12 protein-coding genes are annotated in these 19,005 nt (G+C 69.2%); 4 read left to right on the top strand and 8 right to left on the bottom strand.

Annotated features, from left to right (window positions below; translation table 11 throughout):
* Positions 1 to 34: 34 nt before the first annotated feature.
* The 6 genes from BJ991_RS06185 to BJ991_RS06160 all read right to left on the bottom strand — a co-directional run bounded on the left by BJ991_RS06185 (position 35) and on the right by BJ991_RS06160 (position 8,227).
* The gene (locus BJ991_RS06185; RefSeq protein ID WP_179488393.1) at positions 35 to 841 is read right to left on the bottom strand and encodes a hypothetical protein; all 807 of its coding nucleotides are present in this window, start codon (positions 839 to 841) and stop codon (positions 35 to 37) included.
* Positions 841 to 2,724, bottom strand: coding sequence for an alpha-amylase family glycosyl hydrolase (locus BJ991_RS06180; protein WP_179488392.1), 1,884 nt, complete (start codon positions 2,722 to 2,724; stop codon positions 841 to 843). The genes BJ991_RS06185 and BJ991_RS06180 overlap by 1 nt, the downstream gene beginning before the upstream one ends.
* A gap of 123 nt (positions 2,725 to 2,847) precedes the next feature.
* On the bottom strand, positions 2,848 to 4,284 hold the full coding sequence (locus BJ991_RS06175) for an alpha-amylase (RefSeq protein ID WP_179488391.1): 1,437 nt from the start codon (positions 4,282 to 4,284) through the stop codon (positions 2,848 to 2,850).
* A gap of 3 nt (positions 4,285 to 4,287) precedes the next feature.
* A complete protein-coding gene (locus BJ991_RS06170; RefSeq protein ID WP_179488390.1) occupies positions 4,288 to 5,280 on the bottom strand; it encodes a sugar ABC transporter permease in 993 nt (330 codons plus the stop codon).
* 1 nt (position 5,281) lies between these two features.
* Positions 5,282 to 6,904: an ABC transporter permease subunit gene (locus BJ991_RS06165; RefSeq protein WP_179488389.1), complete on the bottom strand. Its 1,623-nt coding sequence runs from the start codon at positions 6,902 to 6,904 to the stop codon at positions 5,282 to 5,284.
* A gap of 75 nt (positions 6,905 to 6,979) precedes the next feature.
* On the bottom strand, positions 6,980 to 8,227 hold the full coding sequence (locus tag BJ991_RS06160) for a sugar ABC transporter substrate-binding protein (protein WP_179488388.1): 1,248 nt from the start codon (positions 8,225 to 8,227) through the stop codon (positions 6,980 to 6,982).
* A 234-nt stretch (positions 8,228 to 8,461) separates the two neighbouring features.
* Here BJ991_RS06160 and BJ991_RS06155 point away from each other — a divergent pair, with 234 nt between their 5' ends.
* From BJ991_RS06155 to BJ991_RS06140, 4 genes are all read left to right on the top strand, one after another.
* The gene (locus BJ991_RS06155; RefSeq protein ID WP_179488387.1) at positions 8,462 to 8,950 is read left to right on the top strand and encodes a YajQ family cyclic di-GMP-binding protein; all 489 of its coding nucleotides are present in this window, start codon (positions 8,462 to 8,464) and stop codon (positions 8,948 to 8,950) included.
* A gap of 177 nt (positions 8,951 to 9,127) precedes the next feature.
* Positions 9,128 to 10,351 (top strand): DUF5979 domain-containing protein, encoded by a 1,224-nt coding sequence (locus BJ991_RS06150; RefSeq protein WP_179488385.1) that lies wholly within the window; start codon positions 9,128 to 9,130, stop codon positions 10,349 to 10,351.
* Positions 10,352 to 10,435: 84 nt separating this feature from the next.
* Positions 10,436 to 10,768, top strand: a complete 333-nt coding sequence (locus BJ991_RS06145; RefSeq protein WP_179488383.1) for an ArsR/SmtB family transcription factor — start codon at positions 10,436 to 10,438, stop codon at positions 10,766 to 10,768.
* Complete coding sequence (locus BJ991_RS06140) at positions 10,765 to 11,424, top strand: cation efflux transmembrane domain-containing protein (protein ID WP_179492551.1); 660 nt, start codon at positions 10,765 to 10,767, stop codon at positions 11,422 to 11,424. Before BJ991_RS06145 ends, BJ991_RS06140 begins: the two co-directional genes overlap by 4 nt.
* Here the strand turns inward: BJ991_RS06140 and BJ991_RS06135 are convergent.
* Both BJ991_RS06135 and BJ991_RS06130 read right to left on the bottom strand, forming a co-directional pair.
* Entirely contained in the window at positions 11,421 to 18,479 is a 7,059-nt protein-coding gene (locus tag BJ991_RS06135; protein WP_179488381.1) for a DUF5979 domain-containing protein, read from the bottom strand. The genes BJ991_RS06140 and BJ991_RS06135 overlap by 4 nt on opposite strands.
* Before the next feature lie 86 nt (positions 18,480 to 18,565).
* Positions 18,566 to 18,982 (bottom strand): hypothetical protein, encoded by a 417-nt coding sequence (locus BJ991_RS06130; RefSeq protein ID WP_179488379.1) that lies wholly within the window; start codon positions 18,980 to 18,982, stop codon positions 18,566 to 18,568.
* Positions 18,983 to 19,005: the final 23 nt, after the last annotated feature.

The raw sequence follows: 19,005 nt of genomic DNA, 5'->3' as shown, positions 1-19,005 counted from the left end.
TGTGACGGATGCCGATACCCGGCGTCACCTGTCGTCAATAGCCTGTGGACAACTTCTCCCAGCGCAGTCGCTTCGCCACCGCATCCGCCGCCCGCGACGGGAAATCATCCCACCCCGGTTCGAGCACCTCGCGCGTGAACGCGAACAGCTCACGTGCGGCCTCCTCCGCCGGACGCTCGAGCGCCGCCGTGATGCGCACACCCCACTCCGGGAAGTCCCGCTCGAACCGCCGCACCGGGTCGATCGTGTCGCGAAGGGGTCCGGATGCCGCGGCGAACCTGCCCCGGATCGCCCGCACGAGGTGCTGCACCGCCCACTGCCGGATGAGCTGGCCGCCGTTGAGCACCTCGCCACGACGCACGCGTCCGACGCCGATGAGAAGCTTCACGAGCACGAGCCGCGCGTCGTTCGCGGGGTCGAAGCGATCGGCGGCATCGGCGCGGGCTCGCGCTCGTTCGATGAGCTCGGTCGTGGTGCCGCGCTCGTCGTCGACGACCACCGTCGCGTCGCCGGCGGCCGCGCCCGCGAGCTCGCCCGCCTCCGAGAAGGCGAACTCGAACACGTGCCCGTCGTCGTACACCGCGACGAAGCCGATCTCGCCCTCACGCGCCGTGAGCACGATGTGCTCCCGATCGGGCAGCCACGACAGGTCGGGGCGAACCTGCGCGCCCCGACCGTCCTCGACGATCGCGAAGAAGTCGTGATCGGACCACTCGTCGCGACGGGCGGATGCCTCATCCGACGCCGATCCGAGCAGCACGAGCCCGATGAGACCGTCGCGTGCGCGCACGCCCTCCGCGAGTCCGGCGCTCAGCGCCTCGAACCGCTCCGGACTCACCATCACGGCACCACGACGCCGGGAAGCGCCCACACGGCGAACGCCGGCCCCTCGGCCGACAGCAGCACCGAGCCGTCATCGGCGACAGCGAGCGTCGCCTCGCCGAACAGCGCCTCGGCGGCATCCGCATCCGGCAGCGCGCCCGCCGGCAGCGACACGTCGAGATCGCCGCGCGACGCGATCACCAGGACCGTCTCGTCGGCCGACTCGCGCACGAACGCGAGCGCCGCGTCGTCGACGTGCACCCACCGCAGGCCGCCCGTGCCGAGCACCGGGTGCTCGCGCCGCAGGCGGATGAGGTCGCGATACAGGGCGAGGCGGGCCGCGGCATCCGGTTCTTCTTCCGTGCCCCACGGCATCGGGGTGCGGCTCATCTCGCCGTCTACGCCCTCGAGGCCGTACTCGTCGCCGGCGAACAGCACCGGCACGCCGGGCAGCGTCATCGAGAGCCCGACCGCGACCGGGACTGTGCCTGCAGCGGCGTGAGTCGCGAAGCGGCCGGTGTCGTGCGTGTCGAGCGCTTGCATGTTGCCGAGGCGCACGCGCCACGGGATCGACCCCGTGAACCGCACGACCGCGTCGGCGAACTGCTTCGCGGTGTAGCGGGGCATGCCGCCGATCGGCTGCCCGAAGAACCATGGGTCCGAGCGCAGCTCGCCCTCGGCCGTGAGGTACGGCTCGCCCGTCGGTTCGCACAGCCATCCCCACAGCGGCCGCGTGAACGACGGATACGTCATCGCCCCGTGCCAGCCGTCGCCCTGCAGGTCGGTCGCGGCGTCGTTCGTCGACTCGGCGAGGAGGATCGTGTCGGGGTTGATCTCCTCCATCGTCCGGCGCAGCAGCTGCCGCACCTCCGCGTTGAGGTCGATGTCGCCGAGGCGGCCCGTCATGTTCGCGACGTCGATGCGCCAGCCGTCGGAGTGGAACGGCGGCTTGAGCCATTTCGCGACGACCGAGTCGGGGCCCGCGATGAATCGGCGTCGCAGCTCCTCCGACGCCCAGTTGAACTTCGGCAGCGTCGGGGTGCCGAGCCACGACTCGTACTCGGTGTTGTCGTCGTTCGTGAAGTAGTAGAAGTCCCCCTCGGGCGCCCCCGGGTGCCCGAGGGCCGCCTGGAACCACTCGTGGCGGTCGCCGGAGTGGTTGCTCGTGAGGTCTCCGATGACACGGATGCCGCGCGCATGCGCCGCCTCGACGAGACGCACGAGAGCCTCATCACCCCCGAGCAGCGGGTCGACGCGATCGAAGCTCGATGCGTCGTAGCGGTGGTTCGACGCCGCCGGGAACACCGGCGTGAGGTACAGCAGATTCACGCCGAGCTCGACGAGGTGGTCGAGGCGCTCGACGATGCCGTCGAGGTCCCCGCCGTAGAACTGGTGGGATCGGCCCGGCAGGACCGGGTCGACGGGGTCGTCCCACTTCGCGAGGATCGCCCAGTCGGGCATCGGGCGCTGGTCGGCCTGCGCCGAGCGGGCGAAGCGGTCGGGGAAGATCTGGTACATCACGCTGTCGAACAGCCACGCGGGCGGTGCGGGGTGCGCGACGAGGGCGAAGTCCTCGGCGTCGAGCGTCTCGATCGTGTGCAGGCCGGTCTGGTTGAGCCACTCCACCGTGCCGTCCTCGTGCACGAGCAGCCAGCGGTAGCCGTGGCGGCGGTTGCGGACGGTGACGGATGCCTCCCACCACTCCCACCCGTCGGCCGAGCCGAGCGGCGCGGCATCCGTCCATTCCGGTTCATGGTCGGGGTTCGAGCGCGTGCGGACGGCCGAGAGCGGGCCGTAGCCGGCGGGCACACGGAGGCGCACGGTCACGGTCTCGCCGAGGTCGGGTGCCAGGTTCGAGACGTACAGGGGCGAACCGTCGTGGTGCGGCATGAGGGTGGTCACGGGCGAGCCTTTCGAGACAAGGCGGCAGCGCCGCCGATGGAAGCGACGTGGTTGCACGGTCGCGCCGTGACAGAGCCCTCAGATTGTTGTTCAGTTGTGTTGTTGTTCAGTTGTGCGGGTCGATTATATTCCGGCCGTCGGGGCGCCGATGTGGATGGCGGCCACCCCGAGCGGCTCGAGGTCGAACACGACTCTCCCGTCGGCGACGGTGCGGGTCGCGCCCGTTATGACGTCGCGGTACTCCCCTGCAGGCAAGGACGTGGGGATCGTGACCGTCGCGGGCTCCGCTCCGACATTGACCGCCACGACACCGCGGCCCTCGCGCTCGAAGCCGTACGCGTCGCCCTCGTCGACGCCTGCGAGCCTTGGAGCGTCGCCGGCGAACGCGCGGAACTCGAGCATGCCGACGATCGCGGTCCACGCGTGGACGCACGTACGGTCCCCGTCGTCGTAATCCTCGACGGGACCGGACACGCCGGCGCAGCTCGCGCCGAGCACACGGCCGTCGGCGTCGGTCGGCGCCCCCGCGTCGCGGTCGCTGTACGCGTACCCGGAGTACACGACCGGCGTGCCGTAGTCGTCGGCGAGCATGAGCGCGTTCGCGATGACGTAGAGCGGGCCGTCGCGATAGGTCACGTCGGCTTCGCCGCGCTCGGTGTCGTGGTTGTCGACGAACACGATCGCGCCGCCGGCGGGCACGTGCAGAGGCCGGTCGCCCTCGAGCTCGGGATCGCTGAAGACGCCGCTCTCGAGCGGCGGCGCGAGATCGCGCGCGTACGTGAACTCGAAGACCTCGCCGAACTCCGCGTACTCCTCCGGCACGATCGGCTCCCCGCCGCCGCGGATGACCTCGCTCACGATGCGCGTGTCCTCGGGGAGCGCTCCGACGATCGCCTCGACGTCCTCGGCGGTCATGTGCTTCGCGGCGTCGATGCGGAACCCCGCGACACCGAGCGACAGCAGGTCTTCGAGGTAGGCGACGATCGTGCCGCGGACCGTCTCACTCGACGTGTCGAGGTCGGCGAGGTTCACGAGCTCGCACGTCTGCACCTGCTCGCGGGAGTCGTAATCCTGAATGTCGTCGTTCGACGTGAGGCCGCAGCGATGGAAGTCGCCGGCGGTGTACAGGCCGGGGTACTCGTAGTGCTCGTACGGCGTGCCCGCCCATCCCGCGCCGGGCGCGTCCTGGCCCGTCATGTGGTTGATGACGGCATCCGCGATCACGTCGACGCCGGCTGCGTCGCACCGCGCGACCATGTCGGCGAACTCGTCGCGCGTGCCCAGGCGCGTCTCGAGCTCGTAGCTCACGGGTTGGTACGAGGCCCACCACTCGTCGCGCGCGATGTGCTCGTTCGGCGGAGACGTCAGCACCCACGCGAAGCCGTTCGGGCCGAGGGTCGTCTCGCACTCCTCGGCGATCGACGTCCACGGCAGCTGGAAGAGCTGCACACCGACGTCGGGCGCTGCCGACTCAGGCGTCGACGGCGTGGCACTGCACCCGGCGAGCCCGAGCGCGAGCGCGACGACGGATGCGCCCGCGAGGCGCGCCGGGCGAGGCATCCGCTATTTCACGCTTCCGGCCGTCAGCCCGCCGACGATGTACCGCTGCAGCGCGAGGAACAGCGCGACCGGAAGGATCGCCGCGAGCACCGCGCCCGCCGCGAAGATGCTCCAGTTCTTCGAGAACTCGTCCGACACGAACTTGTACAGGCCGACTGCGAGCGTCTGCTTCTCGGGGTCGATGAGGATGACGCTCGCGAGCATGAACTCGCTCGCCGTCCCGATGAACGACAGCAGACCCACGACCGCGAGGATCGGGGCGACCAATCGCAGGATGATCGTGAAGAAGATGCGCGCGTGGCCGGCACCGTCGATCTTCGCGGCCTCGTCGATCGACGACGGCACGGTGTTGAAGAAGCCGTACATGAGGTACGTGTTCACTCCGAGCGCGCCGCCGAGGTACACCATGATCAGGCCGATCTGGGTGTTGAGGCCGAGCGCCGGGAAGATGTCGCCGATCGCCACCATGAGGAGGAAGATCGCGACCGCGGCGAGCATCTGCGGGAACATCTGCACGACGAGCAGGGTCGTCAGGCCGAAGCGGCGTCCTGTGAAGCGCATGCGCGAGAACGAGTACGCCGCGAGCGCGCCGAGGATCACCGTGCCGGCCGCGGTGATGAGGCCGATCACGAGGGTGTTGATGAACCAGGCCCCATACGGATGCCGCGGGCTGTTGAACAGGTCGGCGTAGCTCTCGAAGTTGAAGTTCGAGAACAGCGCGTTCGCGGTGAGCAGCGTGCCGCCGGGGTTGAGCGACGCCGAGAAGATGTAGAGCAGCGGGAAGATCGCGAAGATCGCGACGCCGATGCCCACGAGGTGGCGCCAGCCGGTCTCGCGGAAGTATCGCTTGAAGGTGCGGCGGGGCAGCTTGCCCTCGCCGCGGACGCCGCCGCCCGTGGCCGTCGACGGGGTCGCGGTCGTGAGCTCGTCGTCGGCCGCCGCGACGGTGTCGAGCAGACTGCGCGCTGCGGGGGCTCCGGGCTTGAGATCGCTCATGTCAGACCAGCTCCTCCAGGGCCTTGGTGCGCCGGAAGGCGATCACCGAGATCGTGCCCACCAGCAGGAAGATGATGATCGAGAAGGCGCTCGCCAGGCCGTAGTCGGCGGTCGAGCCGACGAACGCGACCTTGTAGACCATCGAGATGAGGATGTCGGTCGCGCCGACGTTCACGCCAGCGCTCACATCGCGCGGGCCACCACCGGTCAGCATGTAGATCAGCACGAAGTTGTTGAAGTTGTACGCGAACGAGGCGATCAGCAGCGGAGCGACTGCGACGAACAGCAGCGGCAGCTTGATGTTGCGGAAGACCTGCCACGCCGACGCGCCGTCGACGCGCGCGGCCTCCTGCAGCTCGTCGGGGATCGCCTGCAGAGCGCCCGTGCAGATGAGGAACATGTACGGGAAGCCGAGCCACAGGTTGACGAGCAGGATGCTGAACTTGGCGAGCCACTCGTTGGTGAGCCACGGGATGTCGGCACCGCCGAAGAGGACGACGTTGATGAAGCCGAACTCCTGGTTCATCATGCCCGCCCACACGAGCGCCGACAGGAAGCCCGGGAACGCGTACGGGAGGATCATGATCACGCGGTAGTACCGCTTGGACTTCATGCGCGGATCGTTGAAGACGATGGCGAGGAAGAGCCCCGCGGCGAAGCACAGGAACACCGACAGGAACGCGAACACGAAGGTCCAGGTCAGGACCGAGAAGAACGGCGCGCGGATCGACTCCTCGGTGAATGCCCGGGTGAAGTTGTCGAAGCCGACGAAGATCTGCCAGCCGGGCAGCAGCTCGGTGCCGTCGGGGGCGGTGAACGCGCCCGTGCCGTTGTCGGAGTAGACGACACCCGTGCGCGTATCGGTCATCGTGTCGGCGGCCTCGTCGTAGACGAGCTTCGACACGTACGCGTACGCGACCGATCCGTCGGGCGTGCGCAGCGCGCCGTCGTTGGGATCGTCGCTGATGGGCACCGACATGTCCGCGATGCGCTGCTGGTCGGCGACGATCTGCGCGAACGAAAGCGTGTTGTAGCCGGGGACGCCGACAGCCTTGCCGCCGTCCATCTCGGCGTTGTCGACCGGCTCGAGAGGGCGCTCCTCACCGCCGAGGCGGACGTCGCCGTCGGGATCTGTGACGAGGAACGACAGCTCACCCAGCTGCTCGACGATCGTCAGCTCGTAGGCCGGCGAGTCGGGTACGCGCTCCTGCGCCGACAGCATGAGCGCGTTGATCGCGCTCTCCTTCGTGCTGTTGTGGCCCGTGCCGTAGTTGGTGAACGCGACGTAGCCGGTGTAGCCCGCCGCGAAGATCTGGAAGACGAACAGGAAGATGAGACCGGGGATGAGGTACTTCGCGGGCAGATGGCCGCGGCTGAAGTAGATCCAGTTCGCGAACGCGGTGACGGCGAGCACGACGCCCGCGATGACCCACTGGTCGCTCTGGACGAGCACGAGGATCGCATAGAGCGCCATCGCGTCGATGATGCCGAGCGCGATGACCTTGAACAGGAGGACCTTCCATCCGCCCGACGCGGCTTCCGCGATGCGAGCGGCCCGGCGGGCCCGCTTGGTGGGTCTCGGCGCTTCGGCCGTGTCTGGTTCTTCGATGGTCGGCGTCGTCATCGCATGTTCCTCGGTCGCGTGCTGTGACGGATGCGGGGCGGCAGCCTTGCGGATGCCGCCCCGCACCGGCGTCGATTACTCGATGGCCGCCTGGATGTCAGAGGCCATCTTGTTCCACAGCTCGACCGGGTCGCCACCCTGGCCGTTGATGATCGCAGCCTGGGTCACGCCCCAGAACTGCCACACCGAGCCCATCTCGGGGATCGAAGGCATCGGCACGGCGTTCGCGCCGACCTCGCCGAAGCCCGCCGTGATCGGGTCGGAGCCGACAGCGGCCTCGAACGCCGACGTCAGGGCCGGGGCACGACCGCCGACCTCGTAGAGGGCCGTCTGGACATCTTCGCTGCCGATGTAGTTGATGAGGAACTCGTTCGCGGCGAGACGGTTCTCGCTCTCTGCGCTCAGGAAGAAGCCCTGCACACCGGCGAACGGCTGCGCGTCCTGGCCACCGGCCGACGGGATCGGGTCGACGGCGATGTTCAGGCCGGCCTCCTCGGCCGCGGGGACGTTCCACGGGCCGGTCAGGAAGAACGGCGCCTTGCCCGCGACGAAGTTCTCACGCGCGAGGTCGCCCGTGATGTTCGTGTTGAAGACGCCGGCGCCGGTCGCGCCCTGCGAGGCGAGCCACGTCGCGAACTCCTGGCCGCCGGCGTTGCCGATCTGCAGGTCGGCGGGGTCGTACGCGCCGTCCGCGTCGGTGCCGAAGACGGGAGCGCCGAAGGACGTCTGGAACGGGTACAGGTGGTACGGGTCGGATGCCTCGGGGTCGAGACCGACGAGGAACGTGTACTCGGTGCCGGCGGCCGCGCCCTTGGCGATCATGTCGTCGTAGCTGGTCGGAGCCTCGGCGACGAGGTCGGTGTTGCGCAGCAGGCCGATGTTCTCGATCGCGTACGGCACGCCGTAGGTCTGGCCCTCGTAGCTCCATGCGTCGATGGCGACCTGCTCGAAGTCGCCCGCCTTGTCACCGAGCTCGACCGGCGCGACGACGCCGTTGGTGACGAGGACGCCAAGCCAGTCGTGCGCGCCGACAGCGATGTCAGGACCCTCGCCGGTCGGAACCTGCTGCACGAACTGGTCGCGGATCTCGCCGAACTCCTTCTGGACGAGCTTGACCTCGACGCCGGTGTCGGCAGTGAAGTCCTTCGCCGCGTCCTCGAGGACGCCGGCGCGGTCGGCGTCGACCCAGACGGTGATCGATCCGGCCGACTCGGGGGCCTCGGTCTCGTTGCCGCCGCCGCCGCCCGCGCAGCCCGCCAGGACGACCGCGCTGCCGGCGATGATCGCCGCCAGGCCGATCGCGCCCTTCTTGTTCACCTTCATCGGTGTGTGCCTCTCTTGTCTGCGGAGACGAGATGGACGCGTCGGCGTCCACGTCGTCGCCCCTTGGTAATGCAAGCGCTTACAGTTTCACCGATGACGGCCCTTCGCGCAATCCCGAGATGGACCCGATATCATCCCGTGATCATTCGGCGTGACGTTTGGAAGCGCTTGCACGGGGCGTCGCGCATCCGTTTCGCCCATGCGGTGAGAGAGGCGCCGGATAGACTGCCGCGCATGGCTGATTCCTCTTTCGACATCGTCAGCAAGGTCGACCACCAGGAGGCCGACAACGCGCTCAACCAGGCCCGCAAAGAGGTCGAGCAGCGATACGACTTCCGGGGCACGGGCGCCTCGATCGAGTGGAGCGGCGAGCAGATCCTCATCAAGGCGAACAGCGACGAGCGCGCGAAGGCCGTGCTCGACGTGTTCCAGTCGAAGCTCATCAAGCGCGGCATCTCGCTCAAGAGCCTCGAGTCGGGCGAGCCGGTCGCGAGCGGCAAGGAGTTCCGCATCGTCTCGTCGCTGAAGGACGGCATCTCGTCCGAGAACGCGAAGAAGATCTCGAAGATCATCCGCGACGAAGGACCGAAGTCGGTGAAGTCGCAGATCCAAGGCGACGAGCTGCGCGTGCAGTCGAAGAGCCGCGATGACCTGCAGGAGGTCATCCGCATCCTGAAGGCCGCCGATCTCGACGTCGACCTGCAGTTCGTCAACTACCGCTGAACCTTCCCCCTATCGCCGCCTGGGCCCTCGGGAGTATTTTCCGGGGTACGGGTGACGAGGGAGGTTCGCCGCGTGCGCACCGGATGCGAGGGAGAACGGCCAGCGCCCGTCAGAAGGCGCCCTCGGCGATGGCCTGCCGTCGCGCTCGTGGCGTTCGCGCTCGTCCTCGGATCCGCGATGCCGGCCGTCGCAGTCCCCGCCCCCATAGCGATGCCGTCCGACCCGCGCGCCGAGTTCGTCGAGGGCAACGTGATGACCTGCGCGCAGCTCGGACTCGAAGGCTCAATCCGCCTCGGCGGGTCGCACGACGAGCCGGGCGCCGACGCGTACGTCTCCGTCACCACGCGCGAGCAGCGGTTCGTCGATGTCGCGATCACATCCGCGGGCGTCAGCGCGGGTGTCGTCATCGACGCCGTCGTCGTCAAAGGCGGCGACGGATTCAATCTGTACACCAACCCCGCCGTCCTCCCTCCCGCTCTTCTGCCACCGCAGGACTACGTCTCACCGCTCGTCGGGGCCGGCAACATCGCCCAGATCAGTCACTGGTTCGTCTGCTACCACTTCGACGCGCTCCCTACGGGTTCACTCCTCGTCGACAAGGACGTCATCCCTCCTCCGGGGCTTCCGGTGGACGCGCTTCCGATATCGTTCAGCGTCCTCGTGACGTGCGACGCTCCCGGGTTCGTACCGGTGGTGTTGACGTTCGGCCGGGCCGGTGGAGTGGCGCTCAGCGCAGACTCTGTGCTCATCGAGGATCTGCCGGTCGGCACCACCTGCACCATCGAGGAACAGGACACGGACGGCTTCCCCGCGGGAACAGTCGTGTCGTTCTCGCCCGACTCCACCGTGCAGATCGGTGACACGGAGGGTGTCGAGGTGGTCGTGACCAACGACTTCAGTGGCATCGCGATCCTCCAGGGGTCGCTCACGATCACGAAGGTCGTCGAGTCGACCCTGCCGCCCGCCGAGATCCCGGCCGAGTTCGTCGTGGAGTATGCGTGCCTCGACGGGGTTGAGGGCAGCGTCACGCTTCCGGAAACCGGCGGCACGTCCGCGCCGATCGTGACGACGGCCGGCACCTACTGCGCGATCGCCGAGGCAACCGCGTCGCTGCCTCCGGGATGGACGGTGATATATCAGTCGGGTGACCAGACATCCACGACCGACCTGATCGTGCACGTGTTCGACACGCCCGTGACCGTCACCGTCACGAACACCTCACCCTCTCCCCCGCCGTCGCCGAGCCCGAGCCCGACGGATCCGGGCGCTCCGGAGCTCGCGGAGTCAGGCGGCGAGACATCCGTCGCGTGGGGTGGTGTGGTCGGCGCGGCGCTGCTCTTCGGCTGCGGCATCGCGCTCGCCCGCGTCGGCACCCAGACGCGCGAGCGCCGGCGCTCGTAGGATTCCCGAGCGCCGGCCAGGGGCGCGAAGACGCACGTCTGTTCAGGTATCCGTTTATTCACGTATACATGTACTATCGGCGCCATGGCCACCGCAACCGTGACCCACACCGCCGCCCTCACGCGGTTGGGATACGCCCTCTCCGACGCCACGCGAACCGGGGTGCTCCTCGCGCTGCGCGACGGGCCGGCCTACCCGTCCGACCTCGCCGAGTCGCTGGGCGTGTCGCGACAGGTGATGTCGAATCAGCTCGCGTGCCTGCGCGGATGCGGGCTCGTCGACGTCGTTCCGGAAGGGCGACGGTCGTCGTATCGGCTCGCCGACGAGCACCTCGCGCCCGCTCTCGGCGAGCTGCTGCAGGTCGTGCTCTCGGTCGATCCGGAGTGCTGCACCGGCGAGAGCTGCCGCTGCGCATGACCGGAACGCTCACCGCGGAGCGGCGACAGGTTCTGCAGCGACGCATCCGCTGGATCGTCGCCGCGACGATCGGCTACAACGTCGTCGAAGCCGTCGTGGCGATCTCGGCCGGCGCGATCGCGTCGTCCGGCGCCCTCATCGCGTTCGGGCTCGACTCCACCATCGAAGTCCTCTCGGCCGCGGCGGTCGCGTGGCAATTCACGCGCCGCGATCCCGAGCGGTGGGAGAAGCCCACGCTCCGCGTCATCTCCGTCGCGTTCTTCGCCCTCGCGGCGTACGTCGTGGCGACATCGGTGGTCTCGCTCGCGACGCGGATCGAAGCGGCGCACAGCACCCTGGGCATCGTCATCACGGCGCTGAGCGTGGTCGTCATGCCGCTCCTCTCCTACGCCGAGCGTCGAGCGGGTCGCGAGCTCGGGTCGAAGACCGCCGTCGCCGACTCGATGCAGACTCTGATCTGCACATACCTCTCGGCCGCGGTGCTCCTCGGCCTCCTGCTCAACTCGTGGTTCGGGCTGTGGTGGGCCGACGCCGTCGCGGGCCTTGTCATCGCGGCGTTCGCCGTGCGCGAGGGCGTCGAGGCGTGGCGTGGCGACACGTGCGCGACGTCGGTCGGCATGATCCTCGAGGACGAGCACGAGGACGCAGCGGACTAGCCGATCCGACGACGCCGCCCCGCGATCATCCAGAGCACACCCGCGAGCACGGTCAGAGCCCCGATCGCGCCGACGCCCGCGAGACGGCTGCCGTCGACTCCGGTGGGCGGCAGGTGCCAGTCGAACCGGTTGTCGACGGCGACGGATGCCACGGAGCCGGTACCCACCGTCACGAGGGCGCGGGTCGGGGCATCCGGATCGGCCGGGGTGTACGTGATCGCGTCGGCACCCCCGTCGTCGGTCTCGGAGATCGTGCACTCGGCGCCCACGGGGAGGTCGTCGTACACGACCGGCGCGGACGTCGTGAGCTCGCGCACCGCGCCACCCGGAACCTCGATCGGTGCTCCGTCCCACGCGCACGAGGCCGTCACCTCGAACGAGTAGCCCACGTACTCGGCCGCGTCGCCGCCCGAGACCGTCTTGACGACCTCGATCTGCCCGACGTCGAAGGTGTTCGTGACGGTGATCGCGGTGTCGCCCTCGACGATCTCAATGACCTCGATCGGTTCGCCCGCAGCATCCGTGATCGTCGTCGATGTCGCCCCGCCCGTGTCGGTCTCCGTCAGCGTGCACTCGAGCCCGATGAGCAGCGGCTCGTACGTGTACGAGTAGCCGTTCGCCTCGCTCAGCAGCTGCTCGGCGCCACCGGGGATCGCCACCGACGCCCCGCCGTCGTCGATGCAGTCAAGCGCGACGGCGAAGGGTCCTGCGCCCCACAGGTCGGCGCCCGCACCGTCGATCGCCTTCGTGACGGTGAGGGCGCCCGCCTCGAACGTGTTGACCGCCTCGATCTCGATCGTCTGGTCGGTCGCGACCGTGAACTCGGTCGGCGTGATCTCGACCGTCGTGGCGCCACCGTCATCGGTCTCGCTCACGGTGCACGTCGCTCCGGAGGCGACATCGTCGACCTCGGTTTCGTACCCGTTGCCCTCGTCGAGCGTGAGGAAGCCTGCCCAGACAAGACGGATGCCGCTGCCGGTGTCGAGCGTGCACACGACGGCGAACACGAAGGGGCCGGCTCCGAAATCGGCGGCACCGGGACCGACCCGCTCCTTCGTGAGGCGGAACGAGCCGACGCCGAACGTGTTCGTCGCGAGCACCTGGACCTCGGTGTCCTCCTCGATCACGACGTCGACCGACGTGCCGTCGACAGGGGGCTCCGCCTGCCCGTCGACGGTCACCTGCATCGTGGTGCCCCCGGCGCCGAGATCGTCCGTCTCCTCGATCGTGCACGTCGCGTTGACGGGGATCCCCGCGAGCGCCCAGGACTGCTCCGGCGTGATCTCGGCGACCATCGGGTCATCGGGCCCGTAGCCGTCGGCGTACGCCGGCTGGCCGTTGAGCGTGCAGTCGACCGCGAAGGCGAACGGCCCGTACGGCACGGGGTTGCCGCTGTTGTCGACGGCATCCGTGTCGACCGCCTTGCTGATTCGCAGGTCGGCGACCTCGTAGATGTTCTCGACGGTGACGAGCCCGATCTCCTCCGTGTCGAGGCCGACCGTCGCGGTGCCGATGACCTGCTCCGTCTGGCCCCACTGGCCTTCGGTCGCGGTGCACTCCGCCCCGAGCGGGAGCCCGTCGATGACGACCGCCGGATCACCGGGGACGAGGTCGACTTCGGCCAGCCCCTCGATCGGCACGCCGTCGATCGTGCACACGGGTGTCACGGGGAACGAGTCGGGGGCGAATTCGGATGCCGGACCCGACACGATCTTCTGCAGCGCGATCGCCCCCGTGGGGTACGCGACACCCACGCGGCGGCCTTCCGTCGCGGGCACCACGACGGGTGTCGTCCCGCTCAGGGCGACCCCTCCGAGCGAGACGGTGTTGTACGCCGTCGGCTGCTCTACGTCGACGACCGCGTTCGGAGTCGTGCGCGTCTGGAACTGCAGCGTGAGCGAGTCACCGGGGTCGAAGAGGTCGACACCGGGGAAGTCGACCTCGAGTTTGAGGCTACGCACGAGCGCGGGGTCGACCGTGTCCTCGAGCGGCAGCCACGCGCCGGCGCACGGGGTGCCCACGGGGTTGAGGTCGGCCGTGCACGGTGTCGAGCTCGTCGAGTAGTACAGCGTGAGCACGGCGCCGGCGGGCGTGGTGGGCTCGACCACGAGCTCCGCGTTGCCGGCGTACGTCGGCTGCCACTGGCTGCCGCGCGGGAGGACGACGACGAGGCCCTGGTCTCCTGGTGTCGGGAGGTTGTCGATCGCCACGAGCTCGTTGATCGGCAGCGTGCCGGCGTTCGTGATCCGCACGCGCCACGTCTCGGTGTCCCCTGGGAGCGTGAGCGGCACGCACGGGAACCGGTAGAACTCGTCGGGCGTCGCCGTACCCTCGCACGAGTAGTTCGCGTCATCGCTGCGCACGTTCGGGATGCCGGCGAGGTTCGGCGGGTTGTCGGCGCGCACCGACTTCACGGTGCTCAGCGCCGGCACCGCGAGCGGCTGAACGGTGGCCGTGTCGGAGCACAGTCCCGTCGCCGGGTCGTACTCGGGCACGCACTCGTCGAGGGGCTCGGCCACGTCGATGAGCGCGGTGTTCGTCACCGAGTCGTCCGGGGTGAGCCCAGGTCGCAGCATCATCCGCAGCGTGATCGTGTAGGTCTGCCCGGGTTCCAGCACGCTCCCCGCGGGCATCGTGAAGACGATGCTCGTGCCCAGATCCTGCACGTCGACCTCATCGGGGTCGGTCGGCAGCGGGTCGCCTGCCGGCGGTGTCGGCGCGGCGCCCGTGAGCGTGAACGACCAGGGCGGCACGCTGGGGTCCCGGTCGGGGTGGAACACGAGCTGCGGCTCGCCGGTCGCGGTGAGCGGGAGCTCGTCGATGAAGACGATCTCGGTGAGCGCGCGCTCACCCGTGTTCGTGTAGGCGAGCGTGAACGGGATCTCGACGCCCGGCTGCACGTCACCGGTCGGCGACTTCACGACATTGACGGATGCCTCGAGGTGCAGGTTCCGGTACTCGGCATCCGCCATCTGCTCGTCGGTCAGCCACACGCCCGGAGCGATCTCCGCCGACCGGCCCTCGACGGTCATGGTGTCGAAGAAGATGCCGGCCTCCTGCTCGCCCGGCGCGGGCACCTGGTCGCTGCGAGTGGTGGGCGTGGGCTCACCGGTGCGCAGGTCGACGCGCCGCTCGACGAGGAACGGGACGTTCACGATCGGGTTCACGGGGTTCAGCCACCCGAGCTCGTTGCTCGACCAGAACTGGAAGCTCAGCCCGTGGAGGGTGCTCGGAGCTGATTCGAGGAACGCCCTCGCCGCGTCGATCGACAGGTCGCCGAGCCGCGGCATGCAGGTCCACTCGCCGCCGACATCGCCGGCGATGACGGTCGCGTCGGTGAACGTGCCACCGTCGAGATAGCAGACCCGCACCTGCGCGACGGGGGTGGGAAGAGTCCACGCCGGGTCGGGCCCCACGAAGTCGACCGCGTTCCAGAACGTCGGGTCGTCGTCCGTCATGATCATCGTCTGCGGACGGGCCGAGCCTCCGGGCTGACCCGTGAGGGTGACGGTGACGGGTGAGAAGTCGTCCTCCTTCTGCTGCGCGGGTGAGATCGACTTCGCGGCCGACACCGAGAACGACGGCTCCTCCAGCGCGATCGTCGCGGCGCCCTCGTCGCACGCCCACCGCGCGTCGATGGGCGGCGGGCACGTCGTGAAGGGGTCGACGTCGGCGACGACGCCCTGGGCGGCGTTGGCGATCGGCGAGTCCGCCGGCGAGACCCGCTCCATCGTGCCGCGCCAGAAGGGGCGCAGTCGCACGTCGAATTCGACCACGCCGGCGGCGTTCGCGTCGATGCGTCCGGTGTACGTCACCTGCACGCCGGACACTTCGCACGGGATCGTGGCGGGGACGAGCGCGAGCGCCTCGTCGCGCGTGAACTCGACGGCGTCGCCGCCGACGCAGAAGAGCGTCACGACGGTGTCGGTCGCGCCGGCCGGCACGTCGATGCGCGAGAAGTTGTTGAAGGTGAAGGCCTGGAACGGATCCTCGCGGCGGTCGGTCACCGACCCGGGCGCCGTGTCGGTGATCTGCAGCATGTCGACCCTGGCGGGGGTCGTGTTGCGAGTCGTGACGGTGATCCGGCTCAGCGGATACTGGCTGGCCGGAATGCTCGGGTCGGTCGGCACGGCGAGGGGTCCGCCGTTCCAGTTCTTGTCGGTCGTCGTCGTGATCGGGACGTCGACGATGATCACGTCGTCCTGGTCGTTCGCCGACAGGGGGTCGCTCCCGTCGGCGAAGAACCCCGAGGCGCTGACCGTGTTGCGCACGACGCCGTCGGTCGGCAGGTTGTAGAGCTCGTCGCCGAGCACGGCGGTGCCGTCGCTGCGGCGCGTGTCGCGCACCTGCCACACGAGCGTGATCGGGCGGTCGTTCGCGAACGATCGAGCGACGCCCGATCCGACGGGCGGTGCCGTCGGATCGCCTTCGGATGCCGCCTCACGGTCAGGGCTCTCGACGAATGTCAGTCGCACGGCGGTCGTCGAGGCGCGCTCGGCCGCGGTGAGGTTCATGCCCGGGAACTGCCCGATGCACAGCGGCTCGCACGGGTTGTTCGTCGCGGGCACCCACGTCGTTCCGTTGTAGAGTTCGACCGCCTGCACGGCGTCGTACGCGATGAGCGGATCGGTCGCCGTGGTGATGGGCTCGATGCGCGTGAGATCGAACGCGTTGTAGATCGACGCCGTGATGTCGGTGGTCTCGCGCGACGCGATGTCGGTGATCTCGACGCGCTCGAGGCCAGAGAAGCCGCCCGTCGACCACGTCAGCGTCGAGGGGATGGTGTCGCCCGAGCGCGCGATGACGGACTTGATGCCGCCGGAGCTCGAGGTTCCGAAGGACTTGTCGATGATGTCCGCGCTGCCGGGATCGGGTGGGATGAGCTCGAGCTCGGGGCACTCGTCGGGCGGCATCACGGCCTGCCCGTCGGGCACGGCGGGGTTCGCGCTCGAAGCATCCGTCTGCGCACAGTTCGGGACGAACGTGGGCTCGGTCGTGCTGAACGGAGGCGCGCCGATGTACCGGCCGTCGGCGCGCAGCGACGACGTGAAGTTCGGCGCGAAGTCGGTGCCCGGCGCGAAGCCGCCCGCGTCACCTGTGTAGTCGTAGACGAAGCGGACTCCGCCGGCGACGTCGCCGATGTCGGCGGGCACCTGCTGCGAGTAGATCGTGGGCCCGTCGATCGGGCCGGCGAGCATCTCCCATGTGCCGGTGGTCGTGTCGTAGTACTCGATCGTCAGCGTCGAGTCGGCCGGGACGGGCGTCTGCGTGATCGCGGTGAGGTCGAACGCGTTCCACCAGGCGTCGCCTTCGACGGGATCCTGCGGGTCCTGGATCACGACCTGCTGCGCGCGCCCGGTCGTGCCGGTCGGGTCGTCGGGCGGCGACGGCCGCTCGGTGAGCCCGCCCTCGAGCGACACCGTCACGACCTGGCCCGGGGCCGCCAGGATCGGCGACGGCCGGACCTGCTTCGAGATATACGGCTCGATCACCTCGTCGTAGATGTAGAGATCGTCGGATGCCTCGGCGGTGCCGGTCACGCCCGCGTTCTCACCCTCGACCCCGACGACGTTGGGAACGGTGAGCGGGAGTCCCGCGAGATCGGGATCCGTCTCGACCGCGAAGGGCGCCGACGTCTCAGCACCCGGCACGATGTCGCCCGTGAAGACGAGCTGGAACGACGTCACATCGGCGGGGTCGACACCGTCGGGGAGCGCCGGCGTCGTGTTGTCGGCGAAGGGCACGGTCGCCGTGGTGCCGTCCGACAGCGTGTAGACGACCTCGCCGGACGCGGCGCCCGCCGGCCACGCCACCGGGCCGGTGAAACCGCCGAACGTGTAGGCATCGGGGAACGAGCCCGTCGCAGGCTCGGAGATCGTGAGCGACTCGATCGGGATCGTCGAAGCGTTGGTGCCGCCGATCGTCACCGTCGTCGGCTCCCCCGCGACGACGAGGTTCGGATCGAACGCCTTGGCGGCGGTCACCGTCACGGCGTTCTGCCTGAGGGTGAAGGTCGCGTCCGCTTCGCCGGTCGCGGTCTGTCCGTCGAGCGCGACGGTGGAGAGCACGTCGTTGGCGACGGCTGTGCCGTCCGGGGCGGATGCCGCGGCATCCGTCACCGTCAGGTCGAGCGCGACGGAACCTGTCGCGCCCGCGGGAATCGCGCCGTTGAACGTGACGCGCGTGCCTTTCACTTCGTCGGGCGTGACGCCCGCGGGCAGCGTTCCGCCCGGGGCGGCGACCCACGCGCCGTCGACGTAGACCTCGTACGTGGTCAGTGCGGGATCGGCGCCGGCCGGCGGCGTGACGGTGCCGAACCCCGCGAACGCGAGCGAGTCGAAGGGGTTGGGGGCGGCATCCGGATCGACCGGATCCTGGATCGTGAGCGATCCGACCGTCGCGTTCGAGGTGTTCGCGGCGCCCAGCGCCGCCGACACGGGCGTGCCCGGGGTCGCGACGGCTTCGGTCGGCGTGAACGCCTTGGTCGCCGTCGTCGCGAGCGCGAGCGGGATGACAGGGGTGACGGCGACGGCCGCGTCCTCGTCCGCGAAGTTGACGCCCTCGATCGTCGCCTCGTTGACGACCGGGATGTCCGAGACGTCATATGAGGCGTCGGCGGGCAGCATCGCGGTGATCTCGACCACTCCCGTCGTCGCGTCGAGGATGCCGACCGTGCCGTCGCCGAGCGGGGTCGTCCACGTGACCGTGACCGAGTTGCCCTCGATGACCGGCTCGGCAGCGGTGTTGACACCTCCACCGACGACCGCGTCGACCACGACGAACGGCGCCGGGATCACGTCGTTCAGCACGGCTCCGCGACATCCGAGGTCGGTGATCGCGGAGCAACCGACGGTGAGCGTGTAGGTGAAGGTCTCGCCCGGCGCCACCTCGGTGGCCGACGCGATCTTGTCGAGCTGGGCCAACGCGGAGATGGCGCCGGGTTCAGGGTCGGGCAGAATCGGTGCGGCCGCCGCAGCGGGCGCGATGAGCGCGGATGCTGCGACCGCCACGACGGCGAGGGTGGCGGCGAGCCGGGAATGTGTCTTCGAGAGCATCTGTCCCCTCTACAGAGTCTCAGCCGATAGGGGTTCCGGGGCACACACTATCGGTCGAAAGTTGCGAAGGGACACCCCCGAGCGAGTCACCCCAAGCCGCTCACCCCCGTCGCGATGAGGCTCACGCCGACCGCGATGAGCGAGAGCGCGAGCACGACGACGCCCGCCCAGAGCAGGGCGATCAACCGGCCCGGGCGCTTCGGATCCTGACCCAGCACCGAGAGGAAGAACCCCGCAGGGATGAGGATCGCGGCGGCCAGCACGCCGACCGCGGACCACAGCCACGGGCCGGTCACGCCGGCTGCGGAGAGCAGCAGCGCAGACACGAGACCGAGGATCACGAGCACGCCCGCGTGGGCGTGACCCGCGCGGAAGAACGTCTTCTGCAGGCCGTTGAACGGCAGGCCGTGGGATGCGATCCGCAGCAGGAACGTGCCGCCGGACATGATGCCGATGACCGTGAGCACCGTCGCGCCGAGGACGATCGTGAGTATGGGATCCATGGCGACTCCTTCGGTCGGGATGA

This window comes from Microbacterium immunditiarum, assembly GCF_013409785.1.
GTDB classification, from domain to species: Bacteria; Actinomycetota; Actinomycetes; order Actinomycetales; family Microbacteriaceae; genus Microbacterium; species Microbacterium immunditiarum.
This window is presented reverse-complemented; position numbering and strand designations above follow the sequence as displayed.